18 protein-coding genes are annotated in these 16501 nt (G+C 59.5%); 13 read left to right on the top strand and 5 right to left on the bottom strand.

All coding sequences use genetic code 11. The annotated features are described in order from the left end of the window. Positions 1 to 2: 2 nt before the first annotated feature. Positions 3 to 1184 (bottom strand): acyl-CoA dehydrogenase, encoded by a 1182-nt coding sequence (locus tag AC3IX1_RS00550; protein WP_057397414.1) that lies wholly within the window; start codon positions 1182 to 1184, stop codon positions 3 to 5. A gap of 157 nt (positions 1185 to 1341) precedes the next feature. Here AC3IX1_RS00550 and AC3IX1_RS00545 point away from each other — a divergent pair, with 157 nt between their 5' ends. The 10 genes from AC3IX1_RS00545 to AC3IX1_RS00500 all read left to right on the top strand — a co-directional run bounded on the left by AC3IX1_RS00545 (position 1342) and on the right by AC3IX1_RS00500 (position 11208). Next, on the top strand, positions 1342 to 2241 hold the full coding sequence (locus AC3IX1_RS00545; RefSeq protein WP_489386719.1) for a LysR family transcriptional regulator: 900 nt from the start codon (positions 1342 to 1344) through the stop codon (positions 2239 to 2241). 435 nt (positions 2242 to 2676) lie between these two features. Further along, complete coding sequence (locus AC3IX1_RS00540; protein WP_489386718.1) at positions 2677 to 3798, top strand: Re/Si-specific NAD(P)(+) transhydrogenase subunit alpha; 1122 nt, start codon at positions 2677 to 2679, stop codon at positions 3796 to 3798. A gap of 11 nt (positions 3799 to 3809) precedes the next feature. Then, positions 3810 to 4160, top strand: coding sequence for an NAD(P) transhydrogenase subunit alpha part 2 (locus AC3IX1_RS00535; protein ID WP_053152987.1), 351 nt, complete (start codon positions 3810 to 3812; stop codon positions 4158 to 4160). Beyond that, entirely contained in the window at positions 4157 to 5593 is a 1437-nt protein-coding gene (locus AC3IX1_RS00530; protein WP_489386717.1) for an NAD(P)(+) transhydrogenase (Re/Si-specific) subunit beta, read from the top strand. The genes AC3IX1_RS00535 and AC3IX1_RS00530 overlap by 4 nt, the downstream gene beginning before the upstream one ends. Before the next feature lie 213 nt (positions 5594 to 5806). Next, positions 5807 to 7300, top strand: coding sequence for a succinyl-CoA:acetate CoA-transferase ScpC (gene scpC, locus AC3IX1_RS00525; protein WP_489386716.1), 1494 nt, complete (start codon positions 5807 to 5809; stop codon positions 7298 to 7300). A gap of 319 nt (positions 7301 to 7619) precedes the next feature. Beyond that, the gene (locus AC3IX1_RS00520) at positions 7620 to 7835 is read left to right on the top strand and encodes a DUF1127 domain-containing protein (RefSeq protein WP_008018491.1); all 216 of its coding nucleotides are present in this window, start codon (positions 7620 to 7622) and stop codon (positions 7833 to 7835) included. A gap of 323 nt (positions 7836 to 8158) precedes the next feature. Then, positions 8159 to 8476 (top strand): DUF2388 domain-containing protein, encoded by a 318-nt coding sequence (locus tag AC3IX1_RS00515; RefSeq protein ID WP_095942951.1) that lies wholly within the window; start codon positions 8159 to 8161, stop codon positions 8474 to 8476. A 107-nt stretch (positions 8477 to 8583) separates the two neighbouring features. After that, positions 8584 to 8901 (top strand): DUF2388 domain-containing protein, encoded by a 318-nt coding sequence (locus AC3IX1_RS00510; RefSeq protein ID WP_489386715.1) that lies wholly within the window; start codon positions 8584 to 8586, stop codon positions 8899 to 8901. A 28-nt stretch (positions 8902 to 8929) separates the two neighbouring features. Further along, the gene (locus AC3IX1_RS00505; protein ID WP_057712574.1) at positions 8930 to 9250 is read left to right on the top strand and encodes a DUF2388 domain-containing protein; all 321 of its coding nucleotides are present in this window, start codon (positions 8930 to 8932) and stop codon (positions 9248 to 9250) included. Beyond that, positions 9247 to 11208, top strand: a complete 1962-nt coding sequence (locus AC3IX1_RS00500; protein WP_489386714.1) for a DUF7844 domain-containing protein — start codon at positions 9247 to 9249, stop codon at positions 11206 to 11208. The genes AC3IX1_RS00505 and AC3IX1_RS00500 overlap by 4 nt, the downstream gene beginning before the upstream one ends. Positions 11209 to 11271: 63 nt before the next feature. Here AC3IX1_RS00500 and trpA read toward each other — a convergent pair whose 3' ends face one another. Together trpA and trpB are read right to left on the bottom strand one after the other, a co-directional pair. Next, positions 11272 to 12084, bottom strand: coding sequence for a tryptophan synthase subunit alpha (gene trpA, locus AC3IX1_RS00495; RefSeq protein WP_090452353.1), 813 nt, complete (start codon positions 12082 to 12084; stop codon positions 11272 to 11274). Then, positions 12084 to 13304 carry a tryptophan synthase subunit beta gene (trpB, locus tag AC3IX1_RS00490; RefSeq protein WP_489386713.1) on the bottom strand — a complete coding sequence of 407 codons (1221 nt, stop codon included), beginning with the start codon at positions 13302 to 13304 and terminating at the stop codon, positions 12084 to 12086. Before trpB ends, trpA begins: the two co-directional genes overlap by 1 nt. Before the next feature lie 124 nt (positions 13305 to 13428). Between trpB and AC3IX1_RS00485 the strand changes: the two genes are divergently transcribed. Further along, positions 13429 to 14322: a LysR family transcriptional regulator gene (locus tag AC3IX1_RS00485; protein WP_223455024.1), complete on the top strand. Its 894-nt coding sequence runs from the start codon at positions 13429 to 13431 to the stop codon at positions 14320 to 14322. Here AC3IX1_RS00485 and AC3IX1_RS00480 read toward each other — a convergent pair. Next, positions 14319 to 14642: an ElaB/YgaM/YqjD family protein gene (locus tag AC3IX1_RS00480; RefSeq protein WP_489386712.1), complete on the bottom strand. Its 324-nt coding sequence runs from the start codon at positions 14640 to 14642 to the stop codon at positions 14319 to 14321. The two genes, AC3IX1_RS00485 and AC3IX1_RS00480, sit on opposite strands and share 4 nt — an antisense overlap. A 157-nt stretch (positions 14643 to 14799) precedes the next feature. Here AC3IX1_RS00480 and AC3IX1_RS00475 point away from each other — a divergent pair, with 157 nt between their 5' ends. Then, positions 14800 to 15015 (top strand): dodecin, encoded by a 216-nt coding sequence (locus AC3IX1_RS00475; RefSeq protein WP_008045871.1) that lies wholly within the window; start codon positions 14800 to 14802, stop codon positions 15013 to 15015. Positions 15016 to 15136: 121 nt separating this feature from the next. After that, positions 15137 to 15358: a DUF1161 domain-containing protein gene (locus AC3IX1_RS00470; protein WP_008045869.1), complete on the top strand. Its 222-nt coding sequence runs from the start codon at positions 15137 to 15139 to the stop codon at positions 15356 to 15358. A 68-nt stretch (positions 15359 to 15426) separates the two neighbouring features. Here the strand turns inward: AC3IX1_RS00470 and AC3IX1_RS00465 are convergent, their stop codons facing one another. Beyond that, positions 15427 to 16428 (bottom strand): LLM class flavin-dependent oxidoreductase, encoded by a 1002-nt coding sequence (locus tag AC3IX1_RS00465; RefSeq protein WP_489386711.1) that lies wholly within the window; start codon positions 16426 to 16428, stop codon positions 15427 to 15429. Between the last annotated feature and the right edge of the window lie 73 nt (positions 16429 to 16501).

Raw genomic sequence — 16501 nt, 5'->3', positions numbered from 1 at the left:
CCTTAATAGAACGCCTGGATGCCGGTTTGCGCACGACCGAGGATCAGCGCATGGACGTCATGAGTACCTTCATAGGTGTTCACCACTTCCAGGTTGACCAGGTGGCGCGCGACACCGAACTCATCGGAGATGCCGTTGCCGCCCAACATATCGCGAGCCATGCGGGCGATATCCAGGGACTTGCCGCAAGAGTTGCGCTTCATCATCGAGGTAATTTCGACTGCAGCGGTCCCTTCGTCCTTCATACGACCCAGACGCAGGCAGCCTTGCAGCGCCATGGTGATTTCAGTCTGCATGTCGGCCAGCTTCTTCTGGATCAACTGAGTGGCGGCCAGCGGGCGACCGAACTGTTGACGATCCAGGGTGTACTGGCGAGCGGTGTGCCAGCAGAACTCGGCTGCACCCAGCGCACCCCAGGAGATGCCGTAACGTGCCGAGTTGAGGCACGTGAAAGGACCTTTCAGACCACGGACATCCGGGAAAATGTTCTCTTCCGGCACGAACACGTTGTCCATCACGATTTCACCGGTGATCGAAGCCCGCAGGCCCACCTTGCCGTGAATCGCCGGAGCGCTCAGGCCTTTCCAGCCTTTCTCCAGAACGAAACCGCGGATGTCGCCGGCATCGTCCTTGGCCCAGACCACGAACACATCGGCGATCGGGCTGTTGGTGATCCACATCTTGCTGCCGGTGAGGCTGTAGCCGCCTTCCACTTTGCGCGCACGACTGATCATCGCGCCCGGGTCTGAGCCGTGGTTTGGCTCGGTCAGGCCGAAGCAGCCGATCCATTCGCCCGACGCCAGTTTCGGCAGGTACTTCTGCTTCTGCGCTTCGGTACCGAATTCATTGATTGGCACCATCACCAACGAGGACTGCACGCTCATCATCGAGCGATAACCGGAGTCGATGCGCTCGACTTCACGGGCGATCAGGCCATAGCTGACATAGTTCAGGCCGCTGCCACCGTACTGCTCGGGGATGGTTGCACCCAACAGGCCGATTTCGCCCATTTCGCGGAAGATCGCCGGATCGGTCTTCTCATGACGGAAAGCTTCGAGGATGCGCGGCGCAAGGCTTTGCTGAGCGAATTGCGCAGCCGTGTCGCGAATCATGCGCTCTTCTTCAGTGAGCTGTTGATCCAGCAGCAGGGGATCGATCCAGTTGAAGCTAGCTTTACCGCCCATGAGTGTGTCCTCTCGAATCGGGTCAAATAACGTGGACTGATCCTAGGCCCGGATCGGCGCTACGGCAAACGAGGATTTTGCATACTGTTGTGCTAATTTCTCACTCCGAAACGTCGCGAAAGAGCCTTTATGCGATGTATTAGTGAGGTTGACGTACATGCGCAGAAAGATACCCAGCACCACCGCCCTGATCAGCTTCGAGGCCGCGGCGCGCCACGAGAGCTTCACCAAGGCCGCCCAGGAACTTTCGCTGACCCAAGGGGCGATTTGCCGACAGATTGCCAGCCTTGAAGAGTTCCTCAGCGTGGAACTGTTCCGACGCTCGCGGCGCGGGGTCAAGCTGACGGAAGCCGGACTCTCCTACAGCCGTCGAGTGGCCACTCAACTCGATGCGGTTGAGCGCGACACGTTGTCCGTGATGGGCCAGCAGGGCACCAACGTGATCGAACTGGCCGTAGTTCCGACCTTCGGCACCCAATGGCTGTTGCCGCGCCTCAAGGACTTCCAGCAAAAACACCCGGAAGTGACGGTCAACCTGACCAACCGCACGCGACCGTTCCTGTTCGCCGACACGGATTTTGATGCCGCCATCTACTTCGGTGACGCGGATTGGTCGGGTACAGAATCCCACAGACTGATGGGTGAAAATCCGATGCCCGTTTGCAGCCCCAACCTGCTCGGAAACAAGGCCGGTCTGACGCCCGGCGAAATCGCCGACTTACCTCTCCTGCAACAAACCACCCGTCCCTATGCCTGGCGCCAATGGTTCGACTCCCAGCACCTGAATGTCCCGCGAGACATGACAGGCCCCCGCTACGAGCTATTCTCCATGCTCGCCCAGGCAGCCATGCACGACATGGGCATTGCCCTGATTCCGCCGTTCCTGATTCAAAGGGAGTTGAAAGAGAAACGCCTGGTGATCGCCAACCCGCAAGCACTGTCCAGCATCAAGGCTTACTACCTGATGATTCCTGAGCGAAAGGTCGAATCCGCGTCCTTAAGGGCATTTCGTGACTGGCTGGTAAATCAGGCGCACAGCTACAGCCTAGAGGGATAAAGGCTCCCCAAGGTTACTTGACCCCGTAGTCAGCAAAATTAAAGCCCTACAGATATACGTATTTGTCGCATACCAGCAAACTGTACCGAAAAGTCGTACAAACGTCCCACAAGCGCCTGATGACGCGGCTTTGCGCCACTATTTCGAGGCGATGCCGCATCATTCATACGGCCGATGTGTAAATTCTTCAATTTCGGCCAGAATCCTTGAAAAGCACGGTCTGCAAGGGATTGAGCCGGCTGGTTGCGACATTCGGTCACGGGGTGACTTGTAGTTAATTTTCCGTCACCCGTCATAATCCCTTGAAGGGCACAAAGTTCGCCTGCAAAATGCCGCGCCCCGCCCTGATTTGGTGGGATCGTGCTGATCGGCCGCCCCAGCCGCACCATCCGTAGTGCATGGGTTTACTCTATAAGATCACGCAGGAGATTTGACGTGCACATTGGTGTTCCTCTCGAAACCCAGACCGGTGAAACACGGGTTGCAGCAACCCCGGAAACCATCAAGAAGCTGATCGGCCAGGGCCATAAGGTCACTGTACAAAGCGGCGCCGGCATTAATGCCAGCGTTGTCGACAGTGCCTATGAAGCGGCAGGCGCGAGCATTGGCAGCGCCAACGATGCGTTTGGTGCAGAGCTGATCTTGAAGGTAGTCGCGCCCAGCGACAGCGAGTTGGCGCTGATTAAAAACGGCACCGTCGTGGTCGGGATGCTCAATCCGTTCAACAACGAAACCATCGCCAAAATGGCCGAGTGCGGCATTACCGCCTTTGCCCTGGAGGCTGCGCCTCGCACTTCCCGCGCGCAGAGCCTGGATGTGCTGTCGTCGCAAGCCAACATCGCCGGTTACAAGGCTGTGTTGCTGGCCGCTCACTATTACCCTCGTTTCATGCCGATGCTGATGACCGCGGCGGGCACCGTGAAAGCGGCGCGCGTGCTGATCCTCGGTGCTGGCGTGGCCGGTTTGCAGGCAATCGCTACCGCGAAACGCCTGGGTGCGGTGATCGAAGCGTCTGACGTGCGTCCTGCGGTAAAAGAGCAGATCGAATCCCTCGGCGCCAAATTCGTCGACGTGCCGTACGAGACCGACGAAGAGCGTGAATGCGCCGTCGGTGTCGGCGGTTACGCCCGTCCGATGCCGGCCAGCTGGATGCAGCGCCAGGCCGCGGCCGTGCACGAACGCGCCAAGCAGGCTGACATCGTGATCACCACCGCACTGATTCCCGGCCGCAAGGCACCGACGCTGCTCAGCGCGGAAACCGTGGCACAGATGAAGCCAGGCTCGGTGGTCATCGACCTCGCGGCCGCCCAGGGCGGCAACTGCCCGCTGACCGTGGCCGATCAGGTGGTCGTCGAAAATGGCGTGACCATCGTTGGCCCGACCAACCTGGCCAGCGCCGTGGCGGCTGACGCTTCGGCGCTGTACGCCCGCAACCTGCTGGACTTCATGAAACTGTTGTTCGATAAAGAAGGACAACTGGTGATCAACCTTGAAGACGATATCGTCGCCGCGTGCCTGATGTGCCGCGACGGCCAAATCGTGCGCAAGAACGGCTGAGGATAAAAACAATGGAAGACATGCTGATCTCTCACGGTATCTACAACCTGATCATCTTCGTGCTGGCCATCTATGTCGGCTACCACGTGGTCTGGAACGTGACACCTGCACTGCACACCCCGCTGATGGCCGTCACCAACGCCATCTCGGCCATCGTCATCGTCGGCGCCATGCTCGCGGCCGCCCTGACTGTGACGCCGCTGGGCAAGACCATGGGCACCCTGGCCGTGGCTCTGGCCGCCGTCAACGTGTTCGGTGGCTTCCTGGTCACCCGTCGCATGCTGGAAATGTTCAAGAAGAAAGCCGCCAAAGCTCCGGCCGCCAAAGCTGAAGCAGTCAAGGCTGAGGTGCAGCAAGCATGAGCATGAACCTGGTTACCTCCCTGTATTTGATCGCCTCGGTCTGCTTCATCCAGGCGCTCAAGGGCCTCTCGCATCCCACCACGTCGCGTCGTGGCAACCTGTTCGGCATGCTCGGCATGGGCCTGGCGATCCTGACCACGGTCGGCCTTATCTACAAACTGGGCGCCGAACTGGCCCAGGACGGTATCGTCTACGTGATCGTCGGCCTGCTGATCGGCGGCACTGCCGGTTCGATCATGGCCAAACGCGTTGAAATGACCAAGATGCCCGAGCTGGTCGCCTTCATGCACAGCATGATCGGTCTGGCCGCGGTGTTCATCGCCATTGCGGCGGTGGTCGAGCCGCAGTCGCTGGGTATCGTTGCGCAGTTGGGTGACGCCATTCCGGCCGGTAACCGACTGGAACTGTTCCTCGGTGCCGCCATTGGTGCGATCACCTTCTCCGGTTCGGTAATCGCCTTCGGCAAGCTGTCGGGCAAGTACAAGTTCCGCCTCTTCCAGGGCGCACCGGTACAGTTCACCGGTCAACACAAACTGAACCTGCTGCTGGGCCTGGCGACCCTGGGCCTGGGCATCACCTTCATGTTGACCGGCGACCTCAGCGCCTTCGCCTTGATGCTGGCCCTGGCCTTCATCATGGGTGTGCTGATCATCATCCCGATCGGTGGCGCGGACATGCCAGTGGTCGTGTCGATGCTCAACAGCTACTCCGGCTGGGCAGCGGCGGGCATCGGTTTCTCGCTGAACAACTCGATGCTGATCATCGCCGGTTCGCTGGTAGGCTCAAGCGGCGCGATCCTCTCGTACATCATGTGCAAGGCGATGAACCGCTCCTTCTTTAACGTGCTGCTCGGTGGCTTCGGCAATACGGCGGATGCGGCCGGCCCGGCGGGTTCGAAAGAGGCCCGCCCGGTGAAATCCGGTTCGGCTGACGACGCGACCTTCCTGCTGACCAACGCCGACACCGTGATCATCGTGCCGGGCTACGGCCTGGCGGTGGCCCGGGCGCAGCACGCGCTGAAAGAGCTGACCGAGAAGCTGACCCACCGTGGCGTGACCGTGAAGTACGCGATCCACCCGGTTGCCGGGCGCATGCCCGGCCACATGAACGTGTTGCTGGCCGAGGCCGAAGTGCCTTACGACCAGGTGTTCGAGATGGACGACATCAACTCCGAGTTCGGCCAGGCCGACGTGGTGCTGGTGCTGGGTGCCAACGACGTGGTCAACCCGGCCGCGAAGAACGATCCGAAATCGCCGATTGCCGGCATGCCGATCCTCGAAGCGTTCAAGGCCAAGACCATCATCGTCAACAAGCGCTCGATGGCCAGCGGCTACGCGGGCCTGGACAACGAACTGTTCTACCTGGACAAGACCATGATGGTGTTCGGCGACGCTAAAAAGGTCATCGAGGACATGGTCAAAGCCGTCGACTAACCCTCTGCGGCACACGGAACGCCCCGACTCGTCGGGGCGTTTTTGTTTGCGCAAATCGTCGGACAAACCATCCTTTTGTTACCGATCCGGTAACGGTGTTTTGCTTGAAAGGCCAGGAGTAGACGCCTCGATTGCGACCTTGGTAGCGGGACAGAAGCCGGCGCAATTCACTAGACTGCACGTCCTGCTACCTGTTGCCCGAGATAACAATCCATGTACCGTGACCGTATTCGCCTGCCTTCGTTGTTGGACAAAGTGATGAGCGCTGCCGACGCTGCCGCTCTGATTGAGGACGGCATGACCGTCGGCATGAGTGGCTTTACTCGCGCAGGCGAAGCCAAGGCCGTCCCCCAGGCGCTGGCCGAACGCGCCAAGGTCACACCGCTGAAGATCAGCCTGATGACCGGCGCAAGCCTGGGCAACGACCTCGACAAGCAGTTGACCGAAGCCGGTGTGCTGTCACGACGCATGCCGTTTCAGGTCGACAGCACCCTGCGCAAGGCGATCAATGCCGGTGAAGTCATGTTCATCGACCAGCACTTGTCGGAAACCGTGGAGCAATTGCGCAACCAGCAATTGAAGCTGCCGGACATTGCCGTGATTGAAGCTGTAGCGATCACCGAGCAAGGGCATATCGTGCCAACCACCTCGGTCGGCAACTCGGCCAGCTTCGCGATTTTCGCCAAACACGTGATCGTCGAGATCAACATGGCGCACAACCCGAATCTCGAAGGTCTGCACGACATCTATATCCCGACCTATCGTCCGACCCGCACGCCGATCCCGCTGGTCAAGGTCGACGATCGTATTGGCAGCACCGCCATCCCTATTCCACCGGAAAAAATCGTCGCCATCGTGGTCACCAACCAGGCTGACTCGCCCTCCACGGTGCTTGCGCCGGACGCCGAGACCCAGGCCATTGCCGACCACCTGATCGACTTCTTCAAACAGGAAGTGGCGGCCGGGCGCATGACCAACAAGCTCGGCCCGCTACAAGCCGGTATCGGCACCATCGCCAACTCGGTGATGTGTGGCCTGATCGACTCGCCGTTCGAAGACCTGACGATGTATTCCGAGGTACTGCAGGACTCGACCTTCGACCTGATCGATGCGGGCAAGCTGAGTTTTGCTTCGGGCAGTTCGATCACCCTGTCGAGCCGGCGCAATGCCGACGTGTTCGGCAATCTGGAGCGCTACAAGGACAAACTGGTCCTGCGCCCACAGGAGATTTCCAACCACCCTGAAGTCGTGCGCCGCCTCGGCATCATCGGCATCAACACGGCACTGGAGTTTGACATCTACGGCAACGTCAACTCCACTCACGTCTGCGGCACGCGGATGATGAACGGCATCGGTGGCTCGGGCGACTTCGCGCGCAACGCGCACCTGTCCGTGTTCGTGACCAAGTCGATCGCCAAGGGCGGTGCGATCTCCAGCGTGGTGCCGATGGTCAGCCATGTTGACCACACCGAACATGACGTCGACATCCTCGTGACCGAAGTGGGCCTGGCAGACTTGCGCGGCCTGGCGCCCCGGGAGCGTGCCCGGGTCATCATCAACAAGTGCGTGCACCCGGATTACCGCCAGGCCCTGAATGATTACTTCACCGCCGCGTGCGCCATCGGCGGGCACACCCCGCACATCCTGCGTGACGCCCTGAGCTGGCACATCAACCTGGAAGAAACCGGGCAAATGCTGAAGAAGTAATTGGTACAGATAGCAGCTGGCGCAAACACAGTTTCGTCAGCTTGCTCTTCCCTCTTCGAAATATGAAAAAAACTGTACTGCTGTACCGGTCATTTCCTAGGGAAAACTCCTACCTCTTCGAACCAAAACAGCAATTTCGCACCTTAATAGTGCAGATAGGTACAGTTGCCTCAATTTAGACCAGTACACCCCCTATAAACAGTTAACTGAGCTCTCACAATACAGATGAACTGTATCTACAGAGACTAGGCAAACGAGAGGATCATGGGCACCAGTTAAACCACTACCTAATCCCGCCATAAGCGGAAGGATGTCAACCATGGAACGTACACTCAGTTCCGAACTGTTCTTCGAAGACACTGCTGCAAAAACCCAGGCTTCCCTGCCTCTGCGCGTTATTGCCAACCTGATGCTGTGGCAGCGCCGCATCACCAGCCGCCATCAACTGGCTCGTCTGGATTCGCGTCTGCTGGCTGACGCCGGGATTAGCGAAGCACAACGCTACGAAGAGCTGAGCAAGCCGTTCTGGCGCTAAGTTAGCGTCGCTGGCTCTGACCTGAAGGTCCACCGCCAGCAACCCGAATTGAAAAACAAAGCCCGTCGTGGGAAACCACGACGGGCTTTGTCGTTTCAGGGGAGAAAGAAAAAAGCAGTACAGTTTTTACAAAAATAAAATATACCAGAACAGTTAACCCGCCAGATTTGATACAGTCTGGAAACTTCGCCAGATCAACACGATCAGACTGTCGCGGCGTCACGCACAGACAGCTACTATCAACCAGAACCTGGCGGGCTACGAGCGTCTGACTCAGCAGACACTGCGCCATCTTCCAATCGGCTTACCCTAGGAGTTACACCATGTCCCGACTTCGCCTGCTCAGCGCTGCAGCCCTGCTTGCCGTGGCTGCAAATTCCCACGCCACCAGCTTTATCGTGACCACCGACGCAGTCGTTGGGGCACTCAAATCCAGTTCCGATGCGACGTCCGACATCACGTCTTCGTTCAAAGATGACAAGATCGTGCTCGCAGCGCGTGACGACGCCGCCAGCTTCGTTGCCAGCGAAGGCTCCATCCGTGGGGTGAAACTGGAAAGCGCGCTCGACCATATTCGTCATCAGGCACCCCAGTTGAACGCAACCGATGCACAACTGGCGCAGGCGATCCTGACGATCTGATCGACTGTTCTGGCCGGGGACACGCTCGACGTGCCCCAGTATTTCCGTGCTGGCTCTAGAACGGGCCTTGCGCTAGCCTTGGGACTCACTTTTAACTGTCGAGTCTCATGCGTTTTCTTGCAAATCTGTTGATCACTCCCGTCATGATTACTGCCGCCTCTTCAGGCTCAGCCCACGCTTACGACGCCTTTAACCTGTCAACCCAGGGGATCGTGGCCAGTGGATATGCCACAAGCATGGTGACCTCCGCCCCCTTCGACCATAAACTGCTGCTCGCGGCCCAAGATGACGCCGCGGCATTCATTGCCAGTGACGGCCAACTGAGAGGCGCACGACTGGAGTCGGCCCTGCGGTATCTGCGCCGAACCCAGGCAAAACTTCATGCCAGCGACCTTGAACTGGCACAAGCAATTCTCGTCCAATAGTTATCCCTGTTTTTTCTGGAGTCATTCCATGCGTAACCCGCTGATTGCTGCCACCTTAGGCCTGCTGCTGTTGGCCGATGTGGCCCAGGCACATACTCTGGTTGCCACCAGTAATATCCTGATCCGTGCTACCCAGCGCACCCTCGATTTCACCTCCGACACCACCACGTCCATTCGCGATTCGAAAATCGTGCGCGAAGCCCAGGACGACGCCGCCAGTTTCGTTGCCAGCAATGGCGACATTCGTGGCGCTCACCTGGAATCCGCCTTCGATTTGCTGCGCACCCGCGTGCCGGAAGCTCGTGACGCCAGTGACCAGGATCTCGCCGAAGCCATCCTCGCACTGTGAAGCGTCCAGGCGCCTGGCTGCTGGCCGGGGCCCTGTTGCTGCTCGGCAACACGGCCCACGCCGGCCTTCAATTACAGCTCAAGACCGAAGGTCTGACACCCGCGCAACAGCAAGCCAGCCAGGCGTTGCTCGATGAAGCCATGCAGGCACTGCCGCCACGTTTTGTCGAGCAACTGGACCGGCGCATCGATGTCGGCTGGACCGATGACATGCCGAGAAATGCCTACGGTCAGGCGACACTGGTGTCCGAACTCGACCTGAACCGCAACCTGCTGGCCGGCCTCACCGATGGCAGCGCCGCGACCAAAAAAACCCATCGCCCCCATGGCACCGTGCGCCGGGAAATGCTGGCCACGGTGTTGCACGAGCTGACTCACATCTACGACCGTTCGCGCCTGTGGCCAAAGGCGGAGCGCACACTGATTCAACGCTGTACCCGACAAGACAGCAGCTCAGGGCTGGTCGGCATCCCCGACCAATGCCGCGGCCAGACCGGCCGCCGCTTTACCCTCAGCGATGATCCACGCCTGCTCGACCTAGCCGGCTGGCCGCAATACGTCGGCCGTCGTGGCGAGCGTGAACAGTACAACCGGCAGATCGCGCGCAGCCCGGACATCTACGAGACGAGCAACCCCAAGGAGTTCGTCGCGGTCAATATGGAGTACTTCCTGCTCGATCCGAGCTATGCCTGCCGTCGTCCCGCGTTGTACCGCTACTACAAAGAACACTTCGGCTGGGCACCCACTGCCAAAAACGCTTGCGGCAAAACCGTCGCCTTCCTCAATGCAGGCAGTGATTTCGCTAAAACACCACTGGGACAGGTCGATCCTGAACGGGTTTACGCCATCGACTACCTGCTGGCCGAGGCTAACCAGAACTTGTTCAGCTACTGGGGTCACAGCATGTTGCGCCTGGTCATTTGCGCACCGGGCCGGCCTCGCGGGCCGGATTGCCGACTGGACCTGGACCAGCATCTGGTGCTGTCGTACCGCGCATTTATCGGTGATGTGCAGATGTCGAGCTGGAACGGGCTGGTCGGCAAGTACCCGTCGCGCCTGTTTGTCCTGCCGCTTTCCCAGGTAATCGACGAATACACCAAGACCGAATTGCGCAGCCTGGCCTCAGTACCACTGAACCTGTCGCGCCGCGAGATCGAAGATGTGGTGGAGCACGCCGCCGAAATGCACTGGAGCTACGACGGCAACTACTTCTTCCTGTCCAACAACTGTGCAGTAGAAGGATTGAAACTGCTGCGTAGCAGCACTAACAACCCGCAACTGGTTGGTCTGGACAACATCATGCCCAACGGCATGCTCGAAGTGCTCAAGGGTCGTGGTCTGGCCGATACCAGCGTGCTGGATGATCCTCGCGAAGCACTGCGCCTGGGTTATCGCTTCGACTCCTTCCGTGATCGCTACCAAGCGATGTTCGAAGTGTTGAAAAAGCAGATGCCGATCAAACAGGAAACTGTCGAAGAGTGGCTGGATTTGAAAGCCGCAGAGCGGCGGCAATGGTTCGAACAGGCTGATTTGCGTACTAGCGCAGCATTGCTGCTGCTGGAACAGGCGAGTTTCCGTCGACAGATGTTGCTGGCCCAGGACGAAGTGAAGCAACGCTATCTGGGCGCTCGGGAGCTGAAAAACGGCGGCATGGACAAGGCCAACGAGACGCTGAAGCAGATTCTCGCCAACAGCGGCTTCCTCAGCCGCCCGGCAGAGTTGCTGGGGACCGCGGGTTACGGGTTGCCACAACCGAACGAATGGCAGCATCTGGAAGCGGAAAGCAGCCAGCGCCAGAAGCAGCTCCTGGCGCTGTCCGGCGATCTGGACAAGGAAGTGAGAGCGCTGCTTGAACCCGGCCGCGCCGCCGAAATGGCCGCCAACGAGGCCAACGTGAAGCAGATTGGTGAGCACCTGCGCAAACTGCACAAGGCATCAGGCGGGATAGAGTTGCCTTGATACCGCAACCTTGTGGGAGCAAGCTCGCTCCCACAAGGTTTACAGCGTTTAGCAGCTTTACCCTCAGCTGACGCGGGCTTTACGCACGCCGTCCGCCAGTGCCGAGCACAGACTCAGCACGCCATCCACGGCTTGTTCCGGGGAAGTGGCATTGGCGATGTGATCGATCAACGCCGAGCCCACCACAACACCGTCGGCCAGACGCGCGATGGACGCCGCCTGTTCCGGAGTCCGGATACCGAAACCGATGCTGATCGGCAGGTCGGTATGGCGGCGCAGACGGGCGACCGCTTCCTCGACGTGTTCCAGCGTGGCGGCACCGGCGCCGGTCACACCGGCCACCGAGACGTAGTAGACGAAACCGGAGCTGCCGTTTAGAACGGTTGGCAGGCGCACATCGTCGGTGGTTGGCGTGGTCAGGCGGATGAAGTCCAGACCCGCTGCCTGCGCCGGGTCGCACAGCTCACCGTTATGTTCAGGCGGCAGGTCGACCACGATCAGACCATCAACGCCAGCCTCTTTGGCTTCGGCGATGAAGCGCGGAACGCCGTACATGTGGATCGGGTTGAAATACCCCATCAGTACCAGTGGCGTTTCGTTGTTGTCCTGGCGGAACTCGCGAACCATTTGCAGGGTTTTCGCCAGATTCTGTTTGGCACCCAACGCACGGATGTTGGCGAGCTGGATTGCGGGTCCGTCAGCCATTGGGTCGGTGAAGGGCATGCCCAGTTCGATCACGTCGGCGCCAGCCGCCGGCAAGCCTTTGAGGATCGCCAGGGAGGTGTCATAGCCCGGGTCGCCAGCGGTCACGAAGGTCACCAGGGCGGCGCGGTTCTGTTCCTTGAGTTCGGCAAAGCGCGTTTGCAGGCGGCTCATCAGTGTTTCTCCTGCTTCGATTGTTCCATGTGGTGCATCACGGTCTGCATGTCTTTGTCGCCACGGCCGGAGAGGTTGACCACCATCAGGTGATCCTTCGGCAGGCTCGGTGCGCGCTTGAATACTTCAGCCAGGGCATGGGCGCTTTCCAGGGCAGGAATGATCCCCTCCAGGCGGCAGCACTGGTGGAACGCAGCGAGGGCTTCGTCGTCGGTCACCGAGGTGTACTGAACGCGGCCGATGTCGTGCAACCAGGCGTGTTCCGGACCGATGCCCGGGTAGTCCAGGCCGGCGGAGATCGAGTGGGCATCGATGATCTGGCCATCGTCGTCCTGCAGCAGGAAAGTACGATTGCCGTGCAACACACCGGGTACGCCGCCGTTCAGGCTGGCCGCATGCTTGCCGGTCTCGATGCCATAGCCGGCGGCTTCAACGCCGATGATCTCGACACTCTTGTCGTCGAGGAACGGGTGGAACAGGCCCATGGCGTTGGAACCACCGCCAATGCACGCCACCAGGCTGTCCGGCAGGCGGCCTTCCTGGGTCTGCAGCTGCTCGCGGGTTTCCTTGCCGATCACCGCCTGGAAGTCGCGAACCATTGCCGGGTAAGGGTGCGGACCGGCCACGGTGCCGATCAGGTAGAAGGTGCTGTCGACGTTGGTCACCCAGTCACGCAGGGCTTCGTTCATCGCGTCTTTCAGCGTGCCGGTACCGGCCACCACCGGGATCACTTCGGCACCCAGTAGCTTCATGCGAAACACGTTGGCCTGCTGACGTTCGATGTCAGTGGTGCCCATGTAGATCACGCAATCCAGACCGAAACGCGCAGCGACTGTGGCCGTGGCCACACCGTGCATGCCTGCGCCTGTCTCGGCAATGATGCGTTTCTTGCCCATGCGCCGCGCCAGCAGGATCTGGCCGATGCAGTTGTTGATCTTGTGCGCGCCGGTGTGGTTCAGCTCTTCACGCTTGAGGTAGATCTTCGCGCCGCCACAGAACTCGGTCAGACGCTCGGCGAAGTACAGTGGGCTTGGACGTCCGACGTAGTCGCGCTGGAAGTAGGCCAGTTCTTCCTTGAATGCAGGATCTTCCTTGGCCAACTCATATTCGCGGGCCAGGTCGAGGATCAACGGCATCAGGGTTTCGGCAACGTAGCGGCCGCCGAACGCGCCAAACAGGCCGTTGGCATCAGGGCCGTTGCGCAGATTAGTCTGGGTCATGGGGCGCTCCAGTTGAATGCGTGAAGTGATGCATAAAGAGATAGTGGGCTTCACTCTACCCCTGACGCCCCGACCTGAAAACCGATAAGATCGCCACAACCTGTCAGGAAAACTCACAGATCCAATGAGCCATGACCTTCCTCCGCTGAACGCGCTTCGCGCCTTCGAAGCCACTGCCCGCTTGAACAGCGTCAGCCAGGCAGCCGAACAGCTACACGTCACCCACGGCGCGGTCAGCCGGCAGCTCAAGGTACTTGAAGAACACCTCGGCGTAAGCCTGTTCATCAAGGACGGTCGCGGCCTGAAACTCACAGATGCCGGGTTACGACTGCGTGATGCCAGCAGCGAAGCCTTCGAGCGCCTGCGCAGCGTTTGCGCCGAACTCACACAAAGCACAGCCGATGCGCCATTCGTGCTCGGTTGCTCGGGAAGCCTGCTGGCGCGCTGGTTTATCCCGCGATTGGGGCGACTCAATGCCGACCTGCCGGATTTGCGCCTGCACCTGTCGGCCGGAGAAGGCGATCTGGATCCGCGAAGACCAGGGCTGGATGCCTTGCTGGTATTTGCCGAGCCACCCTGGCCGGCGGACATGCAGGTTTTTGAGCTGACCAGCGAACGTATCGGCCCGGTCATGAGCCCTCGGTTCGCCGGCTATGAACGGCTCAAGCAGGCACCGGAAACCGCGCTGTTGAACGAACCCTTGCTGCACACCACCTCACGCCCGCAAGCCTGGCCGAACTGGGCGCAGCCCCGGGGGCTCGACGCCAGGGCGCTGAAGTACGGTCAGGGATTTGAACATTTGTATTACTTGCTGGAAGCCGCCGTCGCGGGTCTGGGCGTAGCGATTGCCCCCGAACCCCTGGTGACGGAGGACTTGAAGGCCGGCCGCCTGGTTGCGCCCTGGGGCTTCAGTGAAACCCCGGCGCAACTGGCGTTGTGGCTACCCAAGCGCGCCGCAGACGGGCGCGCCCGACAACTGGCGCAGTGGCTCAAGAACGAACTGCGTCGAGCTGATTAATCACGCTTGCACAATAGATAAGCGGCCAGCAGGCCCAATGCGCCCACTGCGACACCAGCTGCTGTCCAAGGGTGCTCCTGGGCGTAGTCCCGGGTGGCAATCCCGGTTTCACGGGTTTTGACCTTGACCTCTTCATAGGCATCGGCAAGCAGATGGCGCGAGTGCTTCAAGGCATTCTCGGCGTTGCTTTTCAGGGTCTTGAGGGTTCTACGCGACTCGTCCGAGGCGTCGTCCTTCAGGCTTTCCAAAGACTTGAGCAGACTCTCGATCTCGGCTTCCATGCTTTGCAATGAGGCTTTGCGTAACGAGGTGTTGGCCATGGTGGCTCTCCTGCATTGGTGATGAGTGGCGTGTGTTGGTTGGGACTTCACGGGTTCGAGAAAGTGCAGAAAATCTGAACTTCACACTCGGAACGGCCAACAGAAGAAATAGGAAAAATCACTGCTAGTCTGTAATTCACACGCCGAGGAGAACGCCATGTCTGACCATCACACCTACAAAAAAGTCGAGCTGATCGGCTCGTCCACCAGCAGTATCGAAGATGCGATCAACAACGCGCTGGCCGAAGCCAGCAAAAGCATCAAGTACATGGAATGGTTTGAAGTGACCGAAACCCGTGGACACATCAGGGACGGCAAGGCTGCGCACTTTCAGGTGACCTTGAAAGTCGGGTTCCGGATTGCCAGCAGCTGACTTTGGGCTAGTCTTCTGAACTTGCACGCCGGTCGAATGCCATAGGGAATGGCAAAGCACTACATAAGTGCGTCCGGCTGACGGCTGGTTACCCCTATGATCCGACCAGGGAATGCAACCGATGAAGAAGTTTATGTTGGCAGTAGGTTTGTTGAGCCTTGCGGGGAGCGCATTGGCGGGCGGCAAGCCATGCGAAGAGCTGAAAGCCGAAATCGCAGCGAAACTTGATGCCAAGGGCGTTTCCGGTTATTCGCTGGAGATTGTCGACAAAGGTGCTGCTGCCGGCGGGAAAGTTGTTGGCAAATGCGAAGCGGGTGCCAAAGTGATCGTCTACAAAAAGTAGACCGATTCTCGCCCGAATGAAAAAGCCGACGCCATGGCGCCGGCTTTTTTATGCCTGCCGTTTGAGCATCAACCCCGCATGACCTGCGCCAGCAGCTCGTAGGAGTGCACGCGATCGACATGTTCGTACAGATCACAGGTGAAAATCAGCTCGTCGGCCTGGGTCTGTTCGATCAGAACCTCGAGTTTGGCGCGGATTTTCTGCGGGCTGCCGATCATGGCAAGGCCAAGGAAATCATGCACGGCATCTTTCTCATGGGGCAGCCACAGGCCATCCATGGTCTTCACCGGCGGACGCTGTACCAGGCTTTGGCCACGCATCAGGGCGAGAATTCGCTGGAACACCGAGGTCGCCAGGTAATCGGCCTGCTCGTCGGTATCGGCTGCTACCAGTGGCACACCGAGCATCACGTAGGGCTTGTCCAAAACGGCTGACGGCTTGAAGTGATTGCGGTAGACCCGAATGGCTTCATGCATGTAGCGCGGTGCGAAATGCGAAGCAAAGGCATAGGGTAAACCGCGTTCGCCCGCCAGTTGTGCGCTGAACAGGCTCGACCCCAACAGCCAGACCGGCACATTTGTCCCGGTTCCCGGCATCGCGATGATGCGTTGCTCCGGAGTACGTGGACCGAGGTAGCGCACCAGTTCCGCCACATCTTCCGGGAAGTCGTCGGCGCTGCCGGAGCGCTCTCGGCGCAGCGCACGTGCGGTCATCTGGTCGGAGCCGGGGGCACGCCCCAGGCCCAAATCGATCCGGCCCGGATAAAGGCTTTCCAGGGTGCCGAACTGCTCGGCAATCACCAACGGTGCGTGGTTGGGCAACATCACCCCGCCCGAACCGACTCGAATGCTCGACGTACCACCGGCCAGATACCCGAGCAGCACCGAAGTCGCGGAACTGGCGATGCCATCCATGTTGTGGTGCTCAGCCACCCAGAAGCGGTTGTAACCGAACTTCTCGACGTGCTGCGCCAGGTCCAGCGAGTTGCGCAATGACTGGGCCGCACTGCCGTTTTCGCGCACTGGCACCAGATCGAGGGTCGAGAATTTGATATCGGACAGTCGTTTCATAAACCTGCTTCTCCAATTGAGGGCGCAGGTTTGTTCTTGCGAACGCAAACCTGCCGAATCCAAAAGCGTGTTC

This window comes from Pseudomonas sp. KH_046_2 (genome assembly GCF_057838985.1).
This window is presented reverse-complemented; position numbering and strand designations above follow the sequence as displayed.